This is a genomic window from Streptomyces avidinii (assembly GCF_014650695.1).
GTDB lineage: Bacteria > Actinomycetota > Actinomycetes > Streptomycetales > Streptomycetaceae > Streptomyces > Streptomyces avidinii.
On record NZ_BMVL01000001.1, the window covers coordinates 789,325 to 806,191 of the forward strand.

The following is a 16,867-nucleotide window of genomic DNA, read 5'->3' on the forward strand; positions in this document are numbered from 1 at the left end:
GTCTCCCGCTCCGGCCTGTGGATTACTGACGGGTTGTGGACAACTTGCTCCCCCCTGCGGCCACCGTGGCGTACTGCTCCCGCACCTCCCGGTAACGCAGCAGCTCCGCCGCCACCGGTTCCAGCACCCGGGCCCGCCCGCATCCGGCCGCGGCCTGCCGCAGTTTGCGCTCCGCGTCCTGCCCGTAGCGCCGGGCCGGGCCCCGGGCGGCGATCGAGCAGGACCACTCCACGAGCGGCCCGCCGATGATGCCCGCCACCATCAGCAGCACGGGCGGCAGCAACCTCGGTTCGAGGACCCCGACGATCTGCCCGACCAGCCACAGTCCGCCGAAGATCTGCAGCAGGGTCATGGCCGCCTGCGTCAGCACCGCCGCCGGCCACCACTTGGGGCGCGGCGGTCTGGCACTCGGCACCGCGAACGCCGCGCCGAGGGTCACCGCGATCTCGTCCAGCGCCTCCGGAAGCCGGTCGGCGCCACGCACCGCGGTCTCCCGGACCGCCTGCGCCCACGGCTCGGGCAGCCCGGAGACCGCCTCGTCGGCGACCGCCCGTACGGCCTGCTCCACCCGCTGGCGCGCGGTCACCTCCTCCTCGACGGGGGCCTGCGCGACCGCCGGGCCGCGACCGCCGATCGCCGCCAGGGCGGCCAGACCCGCCAGGGTGCGCGGCGCGCGCCGGCCCTCGTACCAGCGCCACAGCCGCAGCCACGGCGTCCCGCACGCCTTCCCCGCATTGCGCCGCCACGCGCGCTCGGCGGCGAGTCCGGCCGCGTACGCCCCGACCGCCTCGGCGAGCCGGTCCTCGAACTCGGCGCGCGCCGCCTCCCCGATCTCCGGCCCGGCGTGCCCGTCGGCCACGTACAGCGGGCGCAGGCGTGCGGCCGCACGGTCGACGTCGGCGGAGATCCGGCGGGTGGCCGCGCCCTTCTCCTGGGTGAACTGTCCGAGGAGCTCGCGCAGTTCCCCGACGCCCTCCCCGGTGAGTGCGGACAGCCCGAGGACGGTGGCGCCGGGCTCGCCGTGCTCGCCGAGGGCGATCCCGTCGTCGTCGAGGAGCCGGCGGAGGTCGTCCAGTACGAGATCGGCGGCCTCTCCGGGCAGCCGGTCCACCTGGTTCAGGACGACGAAGGTGACCTCCGCGTGCCCGGCGAGCGGTCGCAGGTACCGCTCGTGCAGGACGGCGTCCGCGTACTTCTCCGGGTCCACCACCCACACCACGGCGTCGACCAGCGCCAGTACGCGGTCCACGTGGTCCCGGTGTGCGCCGACCGCCGAGTCCAGGTCGGGCAGGTCGACGAGGACCATGCCGCGCAGCGCCTCCGCCTCCGAGGTCTCGCGGGGGCGGCGGCGCAGCCGGCCCGGGATCTCCAGCCGGTCCAGCAGTCCGGCGGCCCCGTCCGACCAGCTGCACGCGATGGGGGCGGCGGTGGTCGGGCGGCGCAGGCCCATTTCGGAGATCTGCACACCGGCGAGTGAATTGAACAGAGTGGACTTGCCACTTCCGGTGGCTCCGGCGATGGCGACGACGGTGTGCTGGGGCGACAGCCCGCGACGCGACGCCGCCTCGTCCAGGACCCGCCCCGCCTCGGCGAGGGTCTTGCCGTCGAGCCTGGTCCGGGAGAGGCCGACCAGTTGGCGCAGCGCGTCGAGGCGCAGTCGCAGGGCCTGCCCCTCGGGGCTGAGCGGGGGCGCGGTCGACTTGCCGCCGTCGCTGCCGGCGCCCGAGACGGCCCGGACGAGCGCGTCGTCGTTCTCGTCGCCCCCGTCGTCCTCCTCGCTCCCGTCGACGGCCCGGGGGCGCGAGCGCGCGATGAGTCCGTCGTCCCAGCGGTCGTCGGTGCGGTCGGTCAGGGCGGTCACCGCGTCACCTCTCCTTCTGCAGTACGGACAGCGCGGCAATCAGCTCGGCCTGTGGTTCCGGGGTCACCTCGAGCGCCTCCAGCGGGGCGAGCCGGCGGTTGCGTTCGGCGCGCAGCACCTGGTCGAGGTGGTCGCCGACCAGTTCCCCGCCCCGGTCGCGCAACCTCAGGGCGGCCTGCGCGCCGATCCGTTCGGCGAGCTTCTCCCCGGCGGGCCGGGCCCGTTTGCCGCCGAGGAGGGCGGCGACGAGGAGGGCGGCGACGCCGTCGGGGTCGGGTGCGGGCTGCTTGTCGAGCTTGCCCACCTCCTCCTCGGCGAGCTCCTCCAGGACCCGCCGCCACCGGCGTACGGCCATGCCGATGCGTTCGCCCGCCTCCCGGTCGGGCGCGGGCAGTGCGACCGCACCGGCGGCCGGTTCGCGCCGCCAGGCCTCGGCGATCCGCTCGTCGGCGGCGGCGACGGCGCACTGGAGGAGCGCGGCGAGGGATTCGGCGAGCGAGTCCAGCAGTTCGTCGGCGCTGGTGTCGAGCGGGTAGCCGCGCCACCGGGTCAGGGCGTCCCCGGCCAGTACGGCGCCGTGGTCGAGCCGGTTCCGGACCCGTTTGCCCTCCCGTTTGTACGCGTCCTCGACGGCCGAGGTCAGCCGTACGGCGGCGGCGTGCTGGGCGGCTACGGCGGAGGCGAGCTCCGGCATCCGGCGCCCGAGGGAGTCCAGCGCGCCGAGCGCGGTGCGCCCGACGGCGTACTGCCGAGCGGCCGGATCCTGCGCGTGGTGGGCGAGCCAGGCGAACAGCGGGGCGACGGCACTGGCCGGCAGCAGCCCGCCCCCGCCCGCGGACTCGGGCAGTTCCGGAACGGTGAACCGCGGTACGTCGCCCAGCCCGGCCTTGGTGAGCAGCGCCCCGTACTGCCGCGAGACCTCGGTGAGCACCTGGTGCGGGACCCGGTCGAGGACGGTGACGAGGGTGGCCTTGTACTGCTTCGCGGTGCGCAGCAGGTGCCAGGGGACGGCGTCGGCGTACCGCGAGGCGGTGGTGACCATCACCCAGACGTCGGCGGCGCAGATGAGTTCGGCGGCGAGGGTCCGGTTCTCGACCACCAGGGAGTCGATGTCGGGCGCGTCGAGGATGGCCAGGCCGCGCGGCAGGCTGGAAACGGTCTCGATCCGCATCTCGCGGGTCGCATGGGTGTTGGCCGGTCCGCGATCGCGGAGCCGGGACCTGGCGGCGGGGGGCACCTCTTCTTCCTCGTGCGGCACCCAGACCCGCATCAGGTCGGGCAGTACACGCATTCCGGCGAACCAGTGGTGGTCATCCGGATGGCAGACGAGCACCGGGGTGCGGGTGGTCGGGCGCAGCACCCCGGCTTCGCTGACCTGCCGGCCGACGAGGGAGTTGACGAGGGTGGACTTACCGGCCCCGGTGGACCCGCCGACGACGGCGAGCATCGGCGCCTCGGGCGCCTTCAGCCGGGGTACGAGGTAGTCGTCGAGCTGCGCGAGCAGCTCGGCTCTGGTCTGACGGGCGCGCGGAGCGCCGGGCAAGGGCAGCGGCAGACGCACGGACGCGACCCGGTCGCGCAGGGCGGACAGGGCATCGAGCAGCTGAGGCCGAACATCCAAGGTCACCACATGCGAAGAATGCCCAATTTAGGACCATTTTTGAAGCTTATACGTCCTCTGCGCGCCGACGGCGACTCCAGTGGGACATTCTGGGCACGACGGACGAGTGGGGCGCAGGCATAACGAGTGCACAACACCAAGGGCGACGCGGCGCAAAAGCGATGCGAGAATCGCACCTGCCTGCGATTATCGGGACCGCTTCACCGAACCTCCACATCGTGGCCCGCGAGTGAAGCAACCGGGACAAGGCAACCGGAGCCCTATCCTTGACCCGGCACGGACCTCAGCCCCACCCCCACCAGGGGCTCCAGGCCCACCAGGCCACCTTCCGGCCCCCGTAGCTCAGTGGATAGAGCAGGTGCCTTCTAAGCACTTGGCCGCAGGTTCGAGTCCTGCCGGGGGCACTCTTTCCGCACCACCCGAAGCCCTCCCCCGCGGAGGGCTTTCGTGCAGGTCGGAGCAGCCCAGGGAGCGCCTCGTAGCGGCACGGTAAGAGCCGATCCGCTCTCGGACGACGGCCGGCGACATCCGACGACGGCCGACGACGGGCCGTCCCCGCGCGGCCGGTTCCGGGCCCTTGCGTCAGCGGCCGCCCGCAACGCCGCGCTGTTCGGAACCACTTGGGGTGCGGGTCGGCGTGCGGGCAGGGATGAACCACGGATCACCGTGCGCGGCTCGGCCGGTGGGGCCACGATCACGGCCGACAGCGGGGGCCACGGATGCTCGCGGGGCACCCATCTCGCGCTGCCCCGAGGGGATTTCGGCAACCTTCCGGGCCGCATCGTCGTCGTGTCCGCCAGGACCGGACCGGCGACGGTACATCGTCACGGAGGCGGGCCGGAGGGGCGGCGGGGCCTGTTCGACCGCGACGCGGAGGGCACGGTCGTGGGCGTTGGCCTCGCTTGCCGGCTCTTCGGGCGGGGCCCCCGTCCCGTCCTGACCGACTTGCGGGAAGGCCGGGGATGCGGTTGCGTCGAAGGAGGTGGTACGTGGTTTCCGTCTCCCCTGGTTTGGGGGTGAGCCATCGTGCTGTTCACCCATCGCGCGGACGCCGGCGAGCAGCTCGCACAGGCGCTCCGGCACCTGAAGGAGGAGGATCCCGTCGTACTGGGCCTGCCCCGCGGCGGAGTCCCGGTCGCCTACCGGGTGGCCCGCGCGCTCGGCGCCCCGCTCGATGTGATCGTCGTCCGCAAGCTCGGTGTCCCCCACCACCGCGAGCTGGGCTTCGGCGCGATCGGCGAGGGCGGCGTACGCGTCATCAGCGAGGACATCGTCCGCGGCAGCCGGCTCCGCCCGCAGGACGTCGCGGAGGTCGAGCACGCCGAGGAGGCGGAGCTCGCCCGGCAGGCCCGCCGGTTCCGCGGGGACCGTCCGCGGGTGCCCCTCGACGGCCGGACCGTGATCGTCGTGGACGACGGGATCGCGACCGGTGCCACGGCGGCGGCCGCGTGCGAGGTCGTCCGGGCGCAGGGTGCGGCGCGCGTGGTGCTGGCCGTTCCGGTGGCCCCGCCGGACGCGGTCGCGCGGCTGGGATCGGCCGCCGACGAGGTGGTGTGCCTCTCCACACCGCACGCCTTCCGCGCCGTCGGCGAGTGGTACCAGGACTTCTCCCAGACCCCCGACGAGGAGGTCGTCTTCCTGCTGGCGCGGGCCGCGGCCGATCCCCTCTCCCGCCCGCCGGTCCGGCCCACCGCGGTCGAGGTGGACGCCGGAGGCCTCACCCTGCCCGGGGACCTCGCCCTTCCGGAGGGCGCCGGGGCGGTCGTGGTGTTCGCCCACGGCTCCGGCAGCAGCCGCCACAGCCCCCGCAACCGGGCGGTGGCGGCGGAGCTCAACCGGGCGGGCCTCGGCACCCTGCTCCTCGACCTGCTCACGCCCGCCGAGGAGACCGATCGGGCCCATGTCTTCGACGTCGAGACGCTGGCCGGGCGGCTCGCCGACGCCACCGCGTGGCTGCGCGGGCGGGCGTCCCTGCCGATCGGCTGGTTCGGGGCGAGCACCGGAGCCGCGGCGGCGCTGTGGGCGGCGGCCGCGGACCCGGACATCGGCGCCGTGGTGTCCCGCGGCGGCCGACCCGACCTGGCCGGCCCGCGGCTGGCGGCCGTACGGGCCCCCACGCTGCTGATCGTGGGCGGCCGGGACACTACGGTCCTCGACCTCAACCGCCGGGCCCGGGGCGAGCTGCGCTGCGAGAACCGGTTGGAGGTCGTTCCGGGGGCCACCCACCTCTTCGATGAGCCGGGCGCCCTGGAGGAGGTGGCCGGCCTGGCCCGCGACTGGTTCACCCGCCACCTGACCCCGTGACCGCGAAAGGTGACCCGTGACCGGTGACCCGTGACCCGTGGAAGGCAGCAGTGGCGCGGCAGCACCCGGACGCGCGACCATGAGGAGATGGAACGGGCGAGGGATCAGGCGTCTGTGCAGGTCCCGGCCGGGGAACAGGTAGGGGAGCCGGTACCGGAGCAGGTGCGGGAGGTCAGCGCCCCGGGCCGGATCGCGGCGCCGGGCGAGGACATCGGCCCCGAGGAGCTGGCGCTCGCGGCCCGCAACCACGGCCTCCCGCTGGAAGCCCTGCGCTACGACGTCACGCCGCCCGGACTGCACTACGTCCTGGTCCACTACGACATACCCGCGGCCGACGCCGCCCGGTGGTCCCTCTCCGTCGGCGGCCTGGTCCGTACCCCGCTGTCGCTGGACCTCGCCGCCCTGCGCGCGTTCCCCGCGGTCACCCACCGCGTCACCATGGAGTGCGCGGGCAACGGCCGGGCCCGCCTCACCCCCCGGCCGGTCAGCCAGCCGTGGCTGGTCGAGGCGGTGGGCACCGCCGACTGGACGGGTGTTCCGCTGCGGCTCGTCCTCGCCGCGGCCGGGGTGCAGCGAGACGCCGTCGAGGCCGTGTTCACCGGCGCCGACCACGGGATCGAGCGGGGTGTCGAGCAGGACTACCGGCGCAGCCTGCCGGTGGCGGCCGCCACCGGGGACGATCCGGAGGTGCTGATCGCCTACGCGATGAACGGCCTGCCCCTGCCCCCGCAGCACGGTTTCCCGCTGCGGCTGGTCGTCCCCGGCTGGTACGGCATGGCGCACGTCAAGTGGCTGCGCGAGATCACCCTCGTCGACACCCCGTTCACCGGTTTCCAGCAGGCCGTGGCCTACCGGTACCGGCGGTCCGCCGACGATCCGGACGACCCCGGCGAGCCGGTCACCCTGATCGCGCCGCGCGCCCTGATGGTCCCGCCGGGCTTCCCCGACTTCATGACCCGCACCCGTGTCGTGCGCCCGGGCCCCGTACCGCTGGAGGGGCGGGCCTGGTCCGGCCACGGGGCCGTGGCCCGGGTGGAGGTGAGCGCCGACGGGGGCCGCTCCTGGGCCCGGGCCGAGGTCGCGCCGCCGCAGCCGCACCGGTGGGCGTGGCAGGCCTGGTCCTGCGTGTGGCCGGCCGCACCGGGCCGCCACACACTGACCGTCCGCGCCACCGACACCGAGGGCCGTACGCAGCCGCTCGAACAGCCGTGGAACCGGGGCGGCTTCGGCAACAACATGGTCCAGCAGGTCCCGGTCATGTGCTGCTGAGCGGCAGGAGCTCTAGGAAATTCCGAGGAGCCGCACCGCTTGGTAGTAGGTCCAGGCAGTGCCGTCGCAGGAGTTCCTGCGGCTGCCCGAATAGTGCGCGCAGACCCGCTTCAGGTCCGCGTGGAACGCCAGGTCCAGCCGTTGCTTGGCGGCCGGAAACAGCCCTGCCGCGCGATGGTTCCGGTAGCCGAAGTCATGGCGCGCGCAGGCGTCCGCGAAGGGGAAGCCCAAGGGGTTGTCGGGGGACGAGGTGCACTGGTCCGTCGACCAGTCGAAGGCGTACGCGGCCCAGGCCGCCCGGTGCTCGCGCGCCTCGGCCCACGCCTGGTAACTGGCGGCACCGGTCTGCGTCCAGCGGCTGAGCACCTGCGGCTTGTCGGCCGGGACCTGCGGTGCGGCCCAGGCCGCCGGGGCGAGGGCGAGCACCGCGGTGGCGGCGGCGGTGGCGAGAGCGGGGACGAGGCGGCGACGGCGCATGGGGTTCCTCGGTGCCTGGTCGGAAGGGATCACCTCCGGCCAACTGCCCCGGGCGCCCTGCGGTTACTGCGCGTCGGCCACAGCGCGCGGCCACAGCGCCTCGGCCCGGCCGAAACCGGCACCCTCCCAGGTATGAGTCCGTATGGGACTTGCGGCGCACTCCTGTTTCGTTCTGAGGAGGGACGCGCCGCGGGGCCCTGCCGCCGAGACTGGAAGCATGAACCGCCGCCCGCTCGTCATCGCCGCAGCCACCGTGGGAGTGCTCGCCACGGCCGCCTTCGCGCTGCCCAACCTGCCGCCGAACCCCGTGACCGACACCATCGACAACAAGGTGTACAAGGAGAAGGGCAAGCGCTTCGCGAGCGCCGCCGATGCTCCCAAGCGCGAGAAGGCTCCGTTCGCCCTGCCGTCCTGGATACCCAAGGACGCCACCGATGTCCGCATACGGGTGCGCACGACCGGCGAGGCCCGGCTGATCCGGTTCACCCTCGGCGCGACGCCGCTGGACGGCCCCCAGTGCGGTGCGAGCACTCCGAAGCCCGTGGGCAACCCGGAGCTGCACGCCAAGTGGTGGCCGGGCGGCAGCCTGCGGGACGGGGCGCGCTCCGAGTGCCGGGGCACCCACCAGTACCAGGTCGTGGTGCGCGGCAAGCGGGTCTACGCCTGGACGGACGGCACCCCGGGCACCGGCTCCCGGGACGGCGCCCCCGCGCTGCGCGCCCACGGCTGACCACCCCTCGGCCACAGGGCACCGAGCGGGCAGGCGGGAGTACGGGCGTGCCGTTCCGGCTCCGGTGAACCGGCTCCCGGGAGTGTTCAGTCGCGGGCCAGTGCCGCCGCGGTCGCCCGGGCGAAGCCTTCCGGGTTGTCGAGCATGATGTTGTGCCCGCAGTCGGGGACGGACACCACGGCCACGCCCGAGGCCTCCAGGGCTTCGGCACCCGGGAGCGGACCGTCCGCCTCCGGCAGCAGGTAGGTGCACGGGATCTCCGACTCCAGCAGCAGCTCGCGCATGGTGGGCGTGGTGCCCGCGACCAGGTGGACGGCGGTGCGGTACAGGGCGGTTCGGCCGGCGAGCCGCATCGTCGCCCACCAGTGCGCGCCGACTCGGTCCCGCACCTCGGCCCAGCCCCCGCTCAGGAACTCCTCCTCGGTGTAGGAGGCGATCCCGCTGCTCCCGGGCATGACGGGCACGGGCTGCTGCGGGTCCAGGTTGGCATCGACGAGCACCAGCCGGGACACCAGGTGGGGGTGCCGGTGGGCGAGCACGATGGCGACGGCCCCGCCCATGCTGTGCGCGATCAGCTCGGCGCCCTTCGCACCGGCCGCCGTGAGGGCGGCGGCCAACGCGTCGGCGTGCGCTTCGAGGGTGTAGGAGAACCCCTCGGGCCGGTCGCTGTGCCCGTGGCCCAGCAGATCGACCAGCAGCGAGCGCCGCCCCGCCAGCAGCTGATGCGTGGCGCTCGCCGTGAAGTAGGCGGGCGAGGTGGCCCCCAGCCCGTGCACATAGACCCGGGCCGGCTCCTCCCCCGGCAGCTCGACCCAGCGGATCCGGTCGCCCTCCGGCGTGACCACGGCGTTCTTCACGATGCTCCCCCTCGGCGTCTTCGCCCTTGACGGCCGGAACAGGCTAAGGGGTGCCCCCGCCGGGGCTGTCGCTGCCCGCCACGCCGTGCCGCATATCGGCTGACCATCCGTCATGTGCGCACTATCGTGACCGCCATGGACATCCGCCGGGCCGTCACCCCCGCCGAGCTCTCGGCCGCCGAATCCCTCTTCGACGGGCCCGCCCGCACGGAGTGGTCCGAGCGGTTCCTCGCCGCCCCGGGCCACGTGATGCTCATCGCCTACGTCGACGGCGTGCCCGCCGGGATGGTCTCCGGCATCGAGATGAGCCACCCCGACAAGGGCACCGAGATGTGCCTGTACGAGCTCTCCGTGGACGAGGGGTACCGCCGCCGCGGCATCGGCCGCGACCTGACCCTGGCCCTCGCCGAGGAGGCGAAGGCGCGCGGTTGTTACGGCATGTGGGTGGGGGTCGACACCGACAACGAGGCCGCCCTGGCCACCTACACCTCGGCCGGCGCGCGCGACGAGGGAGTCTTCTCGATGCGCGGCTGGCCCCTCGCTCCGTAGCCCGGACGGTCCCCTCCCCGCACGGCCTCCCCGCCAGCCTCCGCGCCCCGCCCGGAGCTTAGGGTGAGCGCGGATCAACTCGTAGGTTGGTCGGGGGATCGGGGGATCGGGAGAGGGCCATGCACAACACCACCGAGGTGTTCGAGCCACTGCGGGCGGACGATCCGTCTACCGTGGCCGGTTACCGCATCGCGGCCCGGCTCGGCGCGGGTGGCATGGGCCGGGTCTACCTGTCGCACACCCAGGGCGGCCGGCCGGTGGCCATCAAGGTCGTACGGCCGGAACTGGCCGAGGATCCGGCGTTCCGGCGGCGGTTCCGTCGCGAGGTGGAGGCCGCCCGACGGGTCCGGGGCGCGTACACGGCCGAGCTGATCGACGCCGACGCGGACGGGACGCCGCCCTGGCTGGCCACCCTGTACGTGCCCGGGCCCTCGCTGTCGCAGGCCGTGGCCCGGCGCGGACCGCTGCCCGTGCCCGCCGTGCTGTGGCTGATGGCGGGTGTGGCCGAGGCCCTCCAGGCGATCCACGCCGCGGGCATCGTGCACCGGGACATGAAGCCGTCGAACGTGCTCCTGGCCGCCGACGGGCCCCGTGTCATCGACTTCGGCATCTCCCTGGCCTCCGACACCACCGCGCACACCACCACGGGCGCCACCATCGGCACGCCCCAGTACATGGCCCCCGAGCAGGCGTCCGCGGGCGAGGTCACGGCAGCCGCCGACGTCTTCGCGCTGGGACAGACGGCGGCGTACGCCGCACTGGGCGAACCGCTGTACGGCACCGGCCCCTCCGCATTGGTGCTCTACCGGATCGTCCACTCCGAGCCCGACCTGACCCGGCTGCCGCAGGAGCTGCGTCCGCTGATCGCCCGGTGCCTGGCCGCCGACCCGCAGGAGCGGGCCACCCCCGCGGAGATCGTGGCGGCCTGCCGGCAGCTGATGGGCGAGGACCTCGACGCGGACAGCGGACCGGCCCTCTGGCGGGAGGTGACCGGCCCCGAACCGACCGTCCCTGAACCCGAACCTGAACCGGTCCCGGATCCGGAACCGACTCCCGAGCCGATATCGCAGGAGCCGGCCCCGGCGCCCGCTCCCGGCCTCCCCTGGACGCCCGGCCGGGTACCCGCCGCCGCGGCGCCCGCCCGCGCTCCCCTCTCCGCGGACACGATGCGCCAGGTATGGCAGCCCCCGCAGCGGCCGGCGCCGGAAACACCGGAGCAGCGGCGCAAGCGCCGGTGGCGCAACACACTGGTCACGGTCACGTCGCTGCTGACCGTCACCCTGATGCTGGGCTCGGGCTGGCTGGTCTTCGACAGGGCGGCGGACCGGGCGCGCGACGCTGCGCACGCCCCGACGGGCGAGCGAAGCCCGGCCGGGGCGGCCCGCTCGGCGATCGGTACCCCGGCCCCGGGACCCACCCCGTCCGCACAGAGCCCCAGCCCCAGCCCCAGCCCCAGCGGCGGCCCGCCGAAGGCGATTCCCTACCCGATGCTGCGCCTGGAGGATGACAACTCGATCGGCATCCAGGAGCCGGTGCAGCACGCCGACCGCGTGGGGGACATCCGGCTGGAATGCGGAGACTACGAGTGCTCGCTGGTGAGCAGCACCAGTGTGATCACCATGCTGCGGGGCAGGCCGAACGGCTCCCTCGACTCCTGCCGCACCGCCCTCGATGGCGCCACCGCGAAGAGTCAGTCCCTGCACCTGGCGGCGGCCGGCAGCGAGTTCTGCCTCAAGCACCCGTCGGGGGACATCGCGCTCTTCGTGATCACGATCAAGGCGACCTCGGACCTGTCCAACCTGCCGGCCATGGTGTCGGCCGACATGACGGTCTGGCGCGCGGCCTGACGGAGCGATCCGCCGGCGGGGCGTCCGCCGGTCGACATCGGGCGTGGATCCGCCCGGACGGCGGCGTGTCGTGCGCCCACTCGGCGCACCCTCCGCGCGCCCGCAGCGCCGCTCGCAGAGCATCGGCCGCATGACCGCATTCGCCGTGCTCCTGCCCGCCGCCGCCCTGCTCGCAGCCACCGTCACCGGCTCCCCCTCGGCTCCCGGCCCCGACGCCACAGCCCCTTACGTCGTCGTCCTCAAGGACACCACCTCGCGCGCCCCGACCCGCGCGCTGGCCGCCGAGGCCGTCGCCGCCGGGGACGAGGTCGGGCCCGTCTACGAAGCCGCCCTGAACGGCTTCGCCGTCCGCACCACGGCCGCCCGGGCCGCCGCCCTGGCCGCCGACCCACGGGTGGCCTCCGTGGAGCCGGACGCGGAGTTCCACACCATGGACACCACCGACCCCCTAGGCACCGCGGACACCACCAGCACCACCGACACCACTGGCACCACCGGCACCTCCGACACGCCGCCTCGGACCCAGCCGCAGGCACCCGCGCCCTGGTCCCTGGACCGCATCGACCAGCGCGAACTCCCGCTCGACGGCTCGTACACGTACCCCACCCGGGCCGAGGGCGTCACCGTCTACGTCATCGACACCGGCATCAACACCGGGCACGTGGAATTCGACGGCCGCGCCCGCAACGGCTACAACGCGGTGTTCCTCGGCAGCTCCCGCGACTGCAACGGCCACGGCACGCACGTCGCGGCGACCGTGGGCGGGCAGACGTACGGGGTCGCCAAGGGGGTCTCGCTCGTCGGCGTGAAGGTGGCCGACTGCCGTGGCGATGCTGCCCTGTCGGCCATGCTCAAGGGTCTCGACTGGGTGGTGAAGGACGCCGCCAGGGCTCCTGCCACCCCGGCCGTGGCCAACATGAGCATCGGTGGCAGTCGCAGCCACGCTCTCGACGCGGCGGTGACCCGGGCCGTCGCCTCCGGGATCACCTTCACCGTGGCCGCCGGGAACGACGGCCGGGACGCCTGTTCCGGATCGCCGGCCGCCGTCCCCCAGGCCATCACGGTCGGCGCGACCGACGCCCGGGACCGGCGGGCGCCGTTCTCCAACCACGGCCGCTGCGTGGACCTGTCGGCGCCCGGCGTGGGCATCACCTCGGCCTGGAAGAACTCCGCCACCGCCACGGCCCGCGCCTCCGGCACCTCGATGGCCTCCCCTCACGTGGCCGGCGTCGCCGCCCTCGTCCTGGCGCGCGGTACGGCGCGCACCCCGGCGCAGGTGTCCCAGGAGCTGCTGCACAGCGCCGTGCCCGACCGGATCACCGGCCTCCCCGCCGGCACCCCCAACCGGCTGCTCCACACCCCCACCGCCCGCTAGGTCGCCCTTCCCGGAACCTGCCGGGCCCGCGACGCCCGGCACCGCCCCTTCCCGCCCACCCCGACCAGTCGGTATCCGATGGGCCATCAGACTCTCCCTGATGGCCCATCAATTTCTGTGTGCTTCGGGCGAAAGCAAGTCATTGACTTCTCATCACGGCGACGCGTCAATATCGGCCACCGCACCGGCTCGGCCTCCCCCACACAGCGGGTGGGGGGAGGGGTTCGTCATGACGAAGGAGTCGCGACCCAGTGAGTACGAGAATGCTCAGACGAAGAGTGCTGGCCGGGGCGGGAGCCCTGTCTCTGGCCCTGACGGGCGGCGTGGTGGCCCTGACGGGATCCGCGCAGGCCGCGACCAAGACCACGGCTGTCTTCGAGAACTGCGACGCCCCGGCGCCGCAGCCGGACGGCTCGGGCAACCAGAACTACACGGTCACGCTGCCCGACGGCGCCAAGGCCGGCGACGTCGTCCCGATCACGATCGACCCGGGTGCGAGCCCCCTGATCCCCTCGTTCTCCGTCACCACGGTGAACACCTCCAAGATCACCCTCAAGGTCGGGACCACCACCCAGGTGGTCACCAGCCCGCCGGAGACCGTCTCCGTCGTGGCCGGGCAGCCGCTCGACCCCAAGGCGTTCTCCGGAACGATCAGGATCCCGGACGGCACCGAGGGCACCACGGTCCAGGTCGCCCTCGACCTGGCGGTGACCGATGCGGACCTCTCCGGTTCGATCTTCACCACCACCTGCACCCCGGCCCCCCGCCCGAGCGCCTCGCTCGGATCGGTCGCGGTCGAGGCCCTGCCCAAGGACCCGGTCACCACGAAGCTGACGCCCAACAGCGGCCCGGCGGGCACCGCCGTCGCCGTGACCGGCGCAAACTTCCCGGCCGGACCCGTCGCCTGCTCCGCCCTGCTCGCGGGGACGGCGACCGGTGACACCGGTACCGGCACGGCGGACGCGTCGGGCGCCGCCACCTGCAACATCACGGTCACCAAGAAGGCCGACGCGATCCGGATCGACGGTTCGATCACGCCGTACAAGGCCTTCGTCTTCCTGGAGGAGCAGGCCGGTGTGAAGAACCCGGTCGACGTCGAGGTCCTGCCCGGACCGCTGGCCCTCGGCCCCAAGGACGGCCAGCCGGCCGTCAGCTTCGGCGCGGTCACCATCAACGGCAAGGCCCAGTCGGTGGTCGGCGTCTTCAACGCCGCGACCGTCCAGGACTTCCGCGGCGGCTCGCTCGGCTGGGACGTGACGGCGACGCGTACGCCGTTCCTGAACCAGACCACCGGCCACTCGATGGCGAAGGCGCAGATCGGCATCCAGCCGTCCTGCACCGTGACCAACCCGGACAGCCCGTCCACCTGCACCGCGGGCACCCCCGGCGCGATCTCCGACGTCCCGATGAAGGTGGCCTCCCAGGCCGCCGGCGGGGACGAGCTGACCGGTGGTGAGTTCGCCGTCGGCGGCGCCGGAATGATCCAGCTCCCGCCCTTCATGTTCGCCGACACCTACCAGACGGTCGTGACCTTCTCGATCGCCTGACCCGTACGGCCCGCTCGACCCGGGGTGGTGCGGCGCTCCGGCGCCGCACCACCCCTCTCCCCTTTCCGTGCCGACTGGAGACCGCCCATGCACCCCCGTAGCCGCACCCGTAGCCGCACCCGCACCCTCCTGTACGGTCTGCTCCTCGGCCTGCTGCTCGGCGCTGGCCTGCTGCCGGCCACCGTGGCGACGGCCGCGGACAACGGCACGTGGGGGGTGTTCCCGACGCCCGCGGCCGGTGCGGCCATGACCGACCGCGCGTACTTCTTCCACCAGGGCGCGGCCGGGAGCACGCTCGGCGACAGCGTGACGATCCTGAACTCCTCCGACCGGGAACTGACCTTCCAGGTCTTCGCCACCGATGCCGTGAACACCCCGGCGGGCGGCGCCTTCGCGTTGCTGCCGGTGGAGACGAAGCCCAAGGACGTCGGCGCGTGGATCGCCCTGGCGCCGGAGGCCGCGAGCACCGTCACCGTGCCCGCCAAGGGCCGCAAGGACATCCCGTTCACCGTGAGGGTGCCGGCGGACGCGACGCCCGGTGACCACGTCGGCGGGATCGTCGCGCTGGGCACCGCCGTGGAGGGCGTGCAGAAGGAGGGCAAGGTCCAGGTCGGGGTGAAGCGCTCGGTGGGCGCCCGGCTGTACTTCCGGGTTCCGGGACCCGTCACGGCGGGGCTGAGCGTGGAGGACGTACGGGTCACCCGGTCGGCGCCGCTGCTGCCCTGGGTCGAGAACGCCCGCGCCACCGTGTCGTACGCGCTGGTCAACCGGGGCAACGTGGTCGTCGAGCCCACGGTGGCGGTCTCCGCCGAGGGGTTGTTCGGGCGCGAGGTGCTGAACCGGCCCGCCCGCGAGCTGAAGCTGTCCCTGCTGCCGGGCCGGCGGATCGAGCTGACCGAACCGTGGCCGGACGCGCCCCAGTCGGACTGGGTGACCGTCAAGGTCACGGCCGGAGCGGCGGCCCACCCCGATCTGGTCTCGGAGTCCGCGACGGACTTCATCGCCGTGCCCTGGCCGGCCGTCGGCCTGCTCCTGGTGCTGGCGGGCGCGGGCGCCACGGTGTGGGCCCTGCGCCGGCGCCATCACGCGCAGGGCGAACATCAGGAACCCGTCCCGGACTTGGCTGGAACCCGCTGACCGGCGAAGGTGTCCCCGGGTGACGGTATTCGGCCTCACCGTCGCGAGGGGGGCACCTGCAATGGAACAACGGCACGACGACGCGGGGAAGGGCACGGGGCTGCTGACCCGCATCGAGCGCGCCCTGGGCACCGGCACCGCCGCCTACCTGCCCGGCAACGGCTGGATCCGCCTCACCCTCCCGCTCGACGACGGCGGCCCCGCCCCCGTCACGGTGGACGTGATCGCGGACACCGTGCGGGCCCCGCAGGGGATCGTCTACCTGCTGCCCGGCGGCGGGCTGAACTTCGCGGCGGAGTTCTTCACCCCGGGCGGCCCGGGCCGCGGCAACCTCGCCCACGCACTGCGCCGCCGGGGGCTGCTCGTCGTCGGGGTCACCCCGCGCGAGGACGCCGCCACCGCGGCCGACATCACCGCCGAGTGGGGGCTCGCGGCGCACCGCCGGGACCTGGCCTCGGTCGTGGGCGCGCTGGATTCCGTACTGGGGCTGCCCTACACCTACGCGGGGCACTCCGCCGGGGCGGCCCTCGCCCTGGACGCGGCCTCGCACGACACCTCGCCGCGGCTGCGCCGGGTGGTGGCCCTGGACACGACCGGCCCGTACACGGGCGACCTGGCACTGCGGGCCGCCGCGACGCGGGACGGGTACGCCACCCAGCTCGCGCAGGGCGTCACCACTGTCGATCCGGGGCTCGCGGCGGCGGTCGCGAAGGCGGTGGCCGATCCGGACGGCGTTTCGCCGGTGCCCTGGCCGCCGGACCCGTCCCGGCGGTTCACCCACGCGGGACTCGCCCACTACGCGCTGACCCGTACGGCCGCCCTCCCCGGCCCGGCGAACTGGATCTACGTCCAGGGGCACAGTGCCGGGAGCCACGCCTTCGGCCCCACTCCCGCCGAGGACCGGTTCGCGCTGACCCACACCCCGCTGGACGTCTGGCACGCGGCCACCGCCGCCCTCGGCAGCGGCCTCGTCCCGACCGCCCTGATGCGGGACCTCGCCGCGGTCTGGGCGGGCGACGACGAGCTGTACGGGATCGCCTGGGACCGGATCCGCGCCGAGGTGGCCTGGGTCAACGCCGAGCTGGGCCGGGGCGACCGGCCGCGCGGCGCGGAGCTGATCCGTGCGGGCGGCAACGAGCGGGTGTCCTTCACCGTGGTCCCCGGCTACGGCCACGGCGACGTGGTCTGGGGCGCCCACGCCGCGGCCGACGTGTGGTCGAGGTTCTGACGGCGGCCGGGAAACGGAACTCGCCCCCCGCGGTGAGGGTTGCGGGGGGCGAGTCGGACCTACGG

The 16,867-nt window shown here is 74.1% G+C and carries 13 protein-coding genes and 1 tRNA gene; 10 read left to right on the forward strand and 4 right to left on the reverse strand.

Going from position 1 to position 16,867, the window contains the following annotated elements; all coding sequences use genetic code 11:
- Positions 1 to 22: 22 nt before the first annotated feature.
- Complete coding sequence (locus tag IE257_RS03645) at positions 23 to 1,861, reverse strand: GTPase (RefSeq protein ID WP_189964488.1); 1,839 nt, start codon at positions 1,859 to 1,861, stop codon at positions 23 to 25.
- A gap of 4 nt (positions 1,862 to 1,865) precedes the next feature.
- The gene (locus tag IE257_RS03650; protein WP_189964490.1) at positions 1,866 to 3,482 is read right to left on the reverse strand and encodes a dynamin family protein; all 1,617 of its coding nucleotides are present in this window, start codon (positions 3,480 to 3,482) and stop codon (positions 1,866 to 1,868) included.
- A 331-nt stretch (positions 3,483 to 3,813) separates the two neighbouring features.
- On the opposite strand from IE257_RS03650, the gene IE257_RS03655 reads away from it, so the two are divergent.
- The 3 genes from IE257_RS03655 to IE257_RS03665 all read left to right on the forward strand — a co-directional run bounded on the left by IE257_RS03655 (position 3,814) and on the right by IE257_RS03665 (position 7,055).
- A tRNA-Arg gene (locus IE257_RS03655) sits at positions 3,814 to 3,886 on the forward strand.
- Positions 3,887 to 4,508: 622 nt separating this feature from the next.
- Positions 4,509 to 5,786: a phosphoribosyltransferase family protein gene (locus tag IE257_RS03660; protein WP_189964492.1), complete on the forward strand. Its 1,278-nt coding sequence runs from the start codon at positions 4,509 to 4,511 to the stop codon at positions 5,784 to 5,786.
- A gap of 87 nt (positions 5,787 to 5,873) precedes the next feature.
- Entirely contained in the window at positions 5,874 to 7,055 is a 1,182-nt protein-coding gene (locus tag IE257_RS03665) for a sulfite oxidase (RefSeq protein ID WP_189964494.1), read from the forward strand.
- A 12-nt stretch (positions 7,056 to 7,067) separates the two neighbouring features.
- On the opposite strand, the gene IE257_RS03670 is transcribed toward IE257_RS03665, so the two are convergent.
- Positions 7,068 to 7,532, reverse strand: coding sequence for a phospholipase (locus tag IE257_RS03670; RefSeq protein WP_189964496.1), 465 nt, complete (start codon positions 7,530 to 7,532; stop codon positions 7,068 to 7,070).
- A gap of 217 nt (positions 7,533 to 7,749) precedes the next feature.
- Between IE257_RS03670 and IE257_RS03675 the strand changes: the two genes are divergently transcribed.
- Positions 7,750 to 8,262: a hypothetical protein gene (locus tag IE257_RS03675; RefSeq protein ID WP_189964498.1), complete on the forward strand. Its 513-nt coding sequence runs from the start codon at positions 7,750 to 7,752 to the stop codon at positions 8,260 to 8,262.
- Positions 8,263 to 8,348: 86 nt separating this feature from the next.
- Here IE257_RS03675 and IE257_RS03680 read toward each other — a convergent pair whose 3' ends face one another.
- Positions 8,349 to 9,119 (reverse strand): alpha/beta fold hydrolase, encoded by a 771-nt coding sequence (locus IE257_RS03680; protein WP_189964500.1) that lies wholly within the window; start codon positions 9,117 to 9,119, stop codon positions 8,349 to 8,351.
- 99 nt (positions 9,120 to 9,218) lie between these two features.
- Between IE257_RS03680 and IE257_RS03685 the strand changes: the two genes are divergently transcribed.
- The 6 genes from IE257_RS03685 to IE257_RS03710 all read left to right on the forward strand — a co-directional run bounded on the left by IE257_RS03685 (position 9,219) and on the right by IE257_RS03710 (position 16,802).
- Complete coding sequence (locus IE257_RS03685) at positions 9,219 to 9,668, forward strand: GNAT family N-acetyltransferase (protein ID WP_372453175.1); 450 nt, start codon at positions 9,219 to 9,221, stop codon at positions 9,666 to 9,668.
- Between the two features lie 119 nt (positions 9,669 to 9,787).
- Entirely contained in the window at positions 9,788 to 11,515 is a 1,728-nt protein-coding gene (locus tag IE257_RS03690; protein ID WP_189964502.1) for a serine/threonine-protein kinase, read from the forward strand.
- Between the two features lie 130 nt (positions 11,516 to 11,645).
- On the forward strand, positions 11,646 to 12,890 hold the full coding sequence (locus IE257_RS03695; protein WP_229920083.1) for a S8 family peptidase: 1,245 nt from the start codon (positions 11,646 to 11,648) through the stop codon (positions 12,888 to 12,890).
- Between the two features lie 263 nt (positions 12,891 to 13,153).
- Positions 13,154 to 14,437 (forward strand): hypothetical protein, encoded by a 1,284-nt coding sequence (locus tag IE257_RS03700; protein ID WP_189964506.1) that lies wholly within the window; start codon positions 13,154 to 13,156, stop codon positions 14,435 to 14,437.
- Between the two features lie 87 nt (positions 14,438 to 14,524).
- Complete coding sequence (locus tag IE257_RS03705; RefSeq protein WP_189964509.1) at positions 14,525 to 15,574, forward strand: WxL protein peptidoglycan domain-containing protein; 1,050 nt, start codon at positions 14,525 to 14,527, stop codon at positions 15,572 to 15,574.
- A gap of 61 nt (positions 15,575 to 15,635) precedes the next feature.
- Positions 15,636 to 16,802, forward strand: a complete 1,167-nt coding sequence (locus tag IE257_RS03710; protein WP_189964511.1) for a hypothetical protein — start codon at positions 15,636 to 15,638, stop codon at positions 16,800 to 16,802.
- Positions 16,803 to 16,867: the final 65 nt, after the last annotated feature.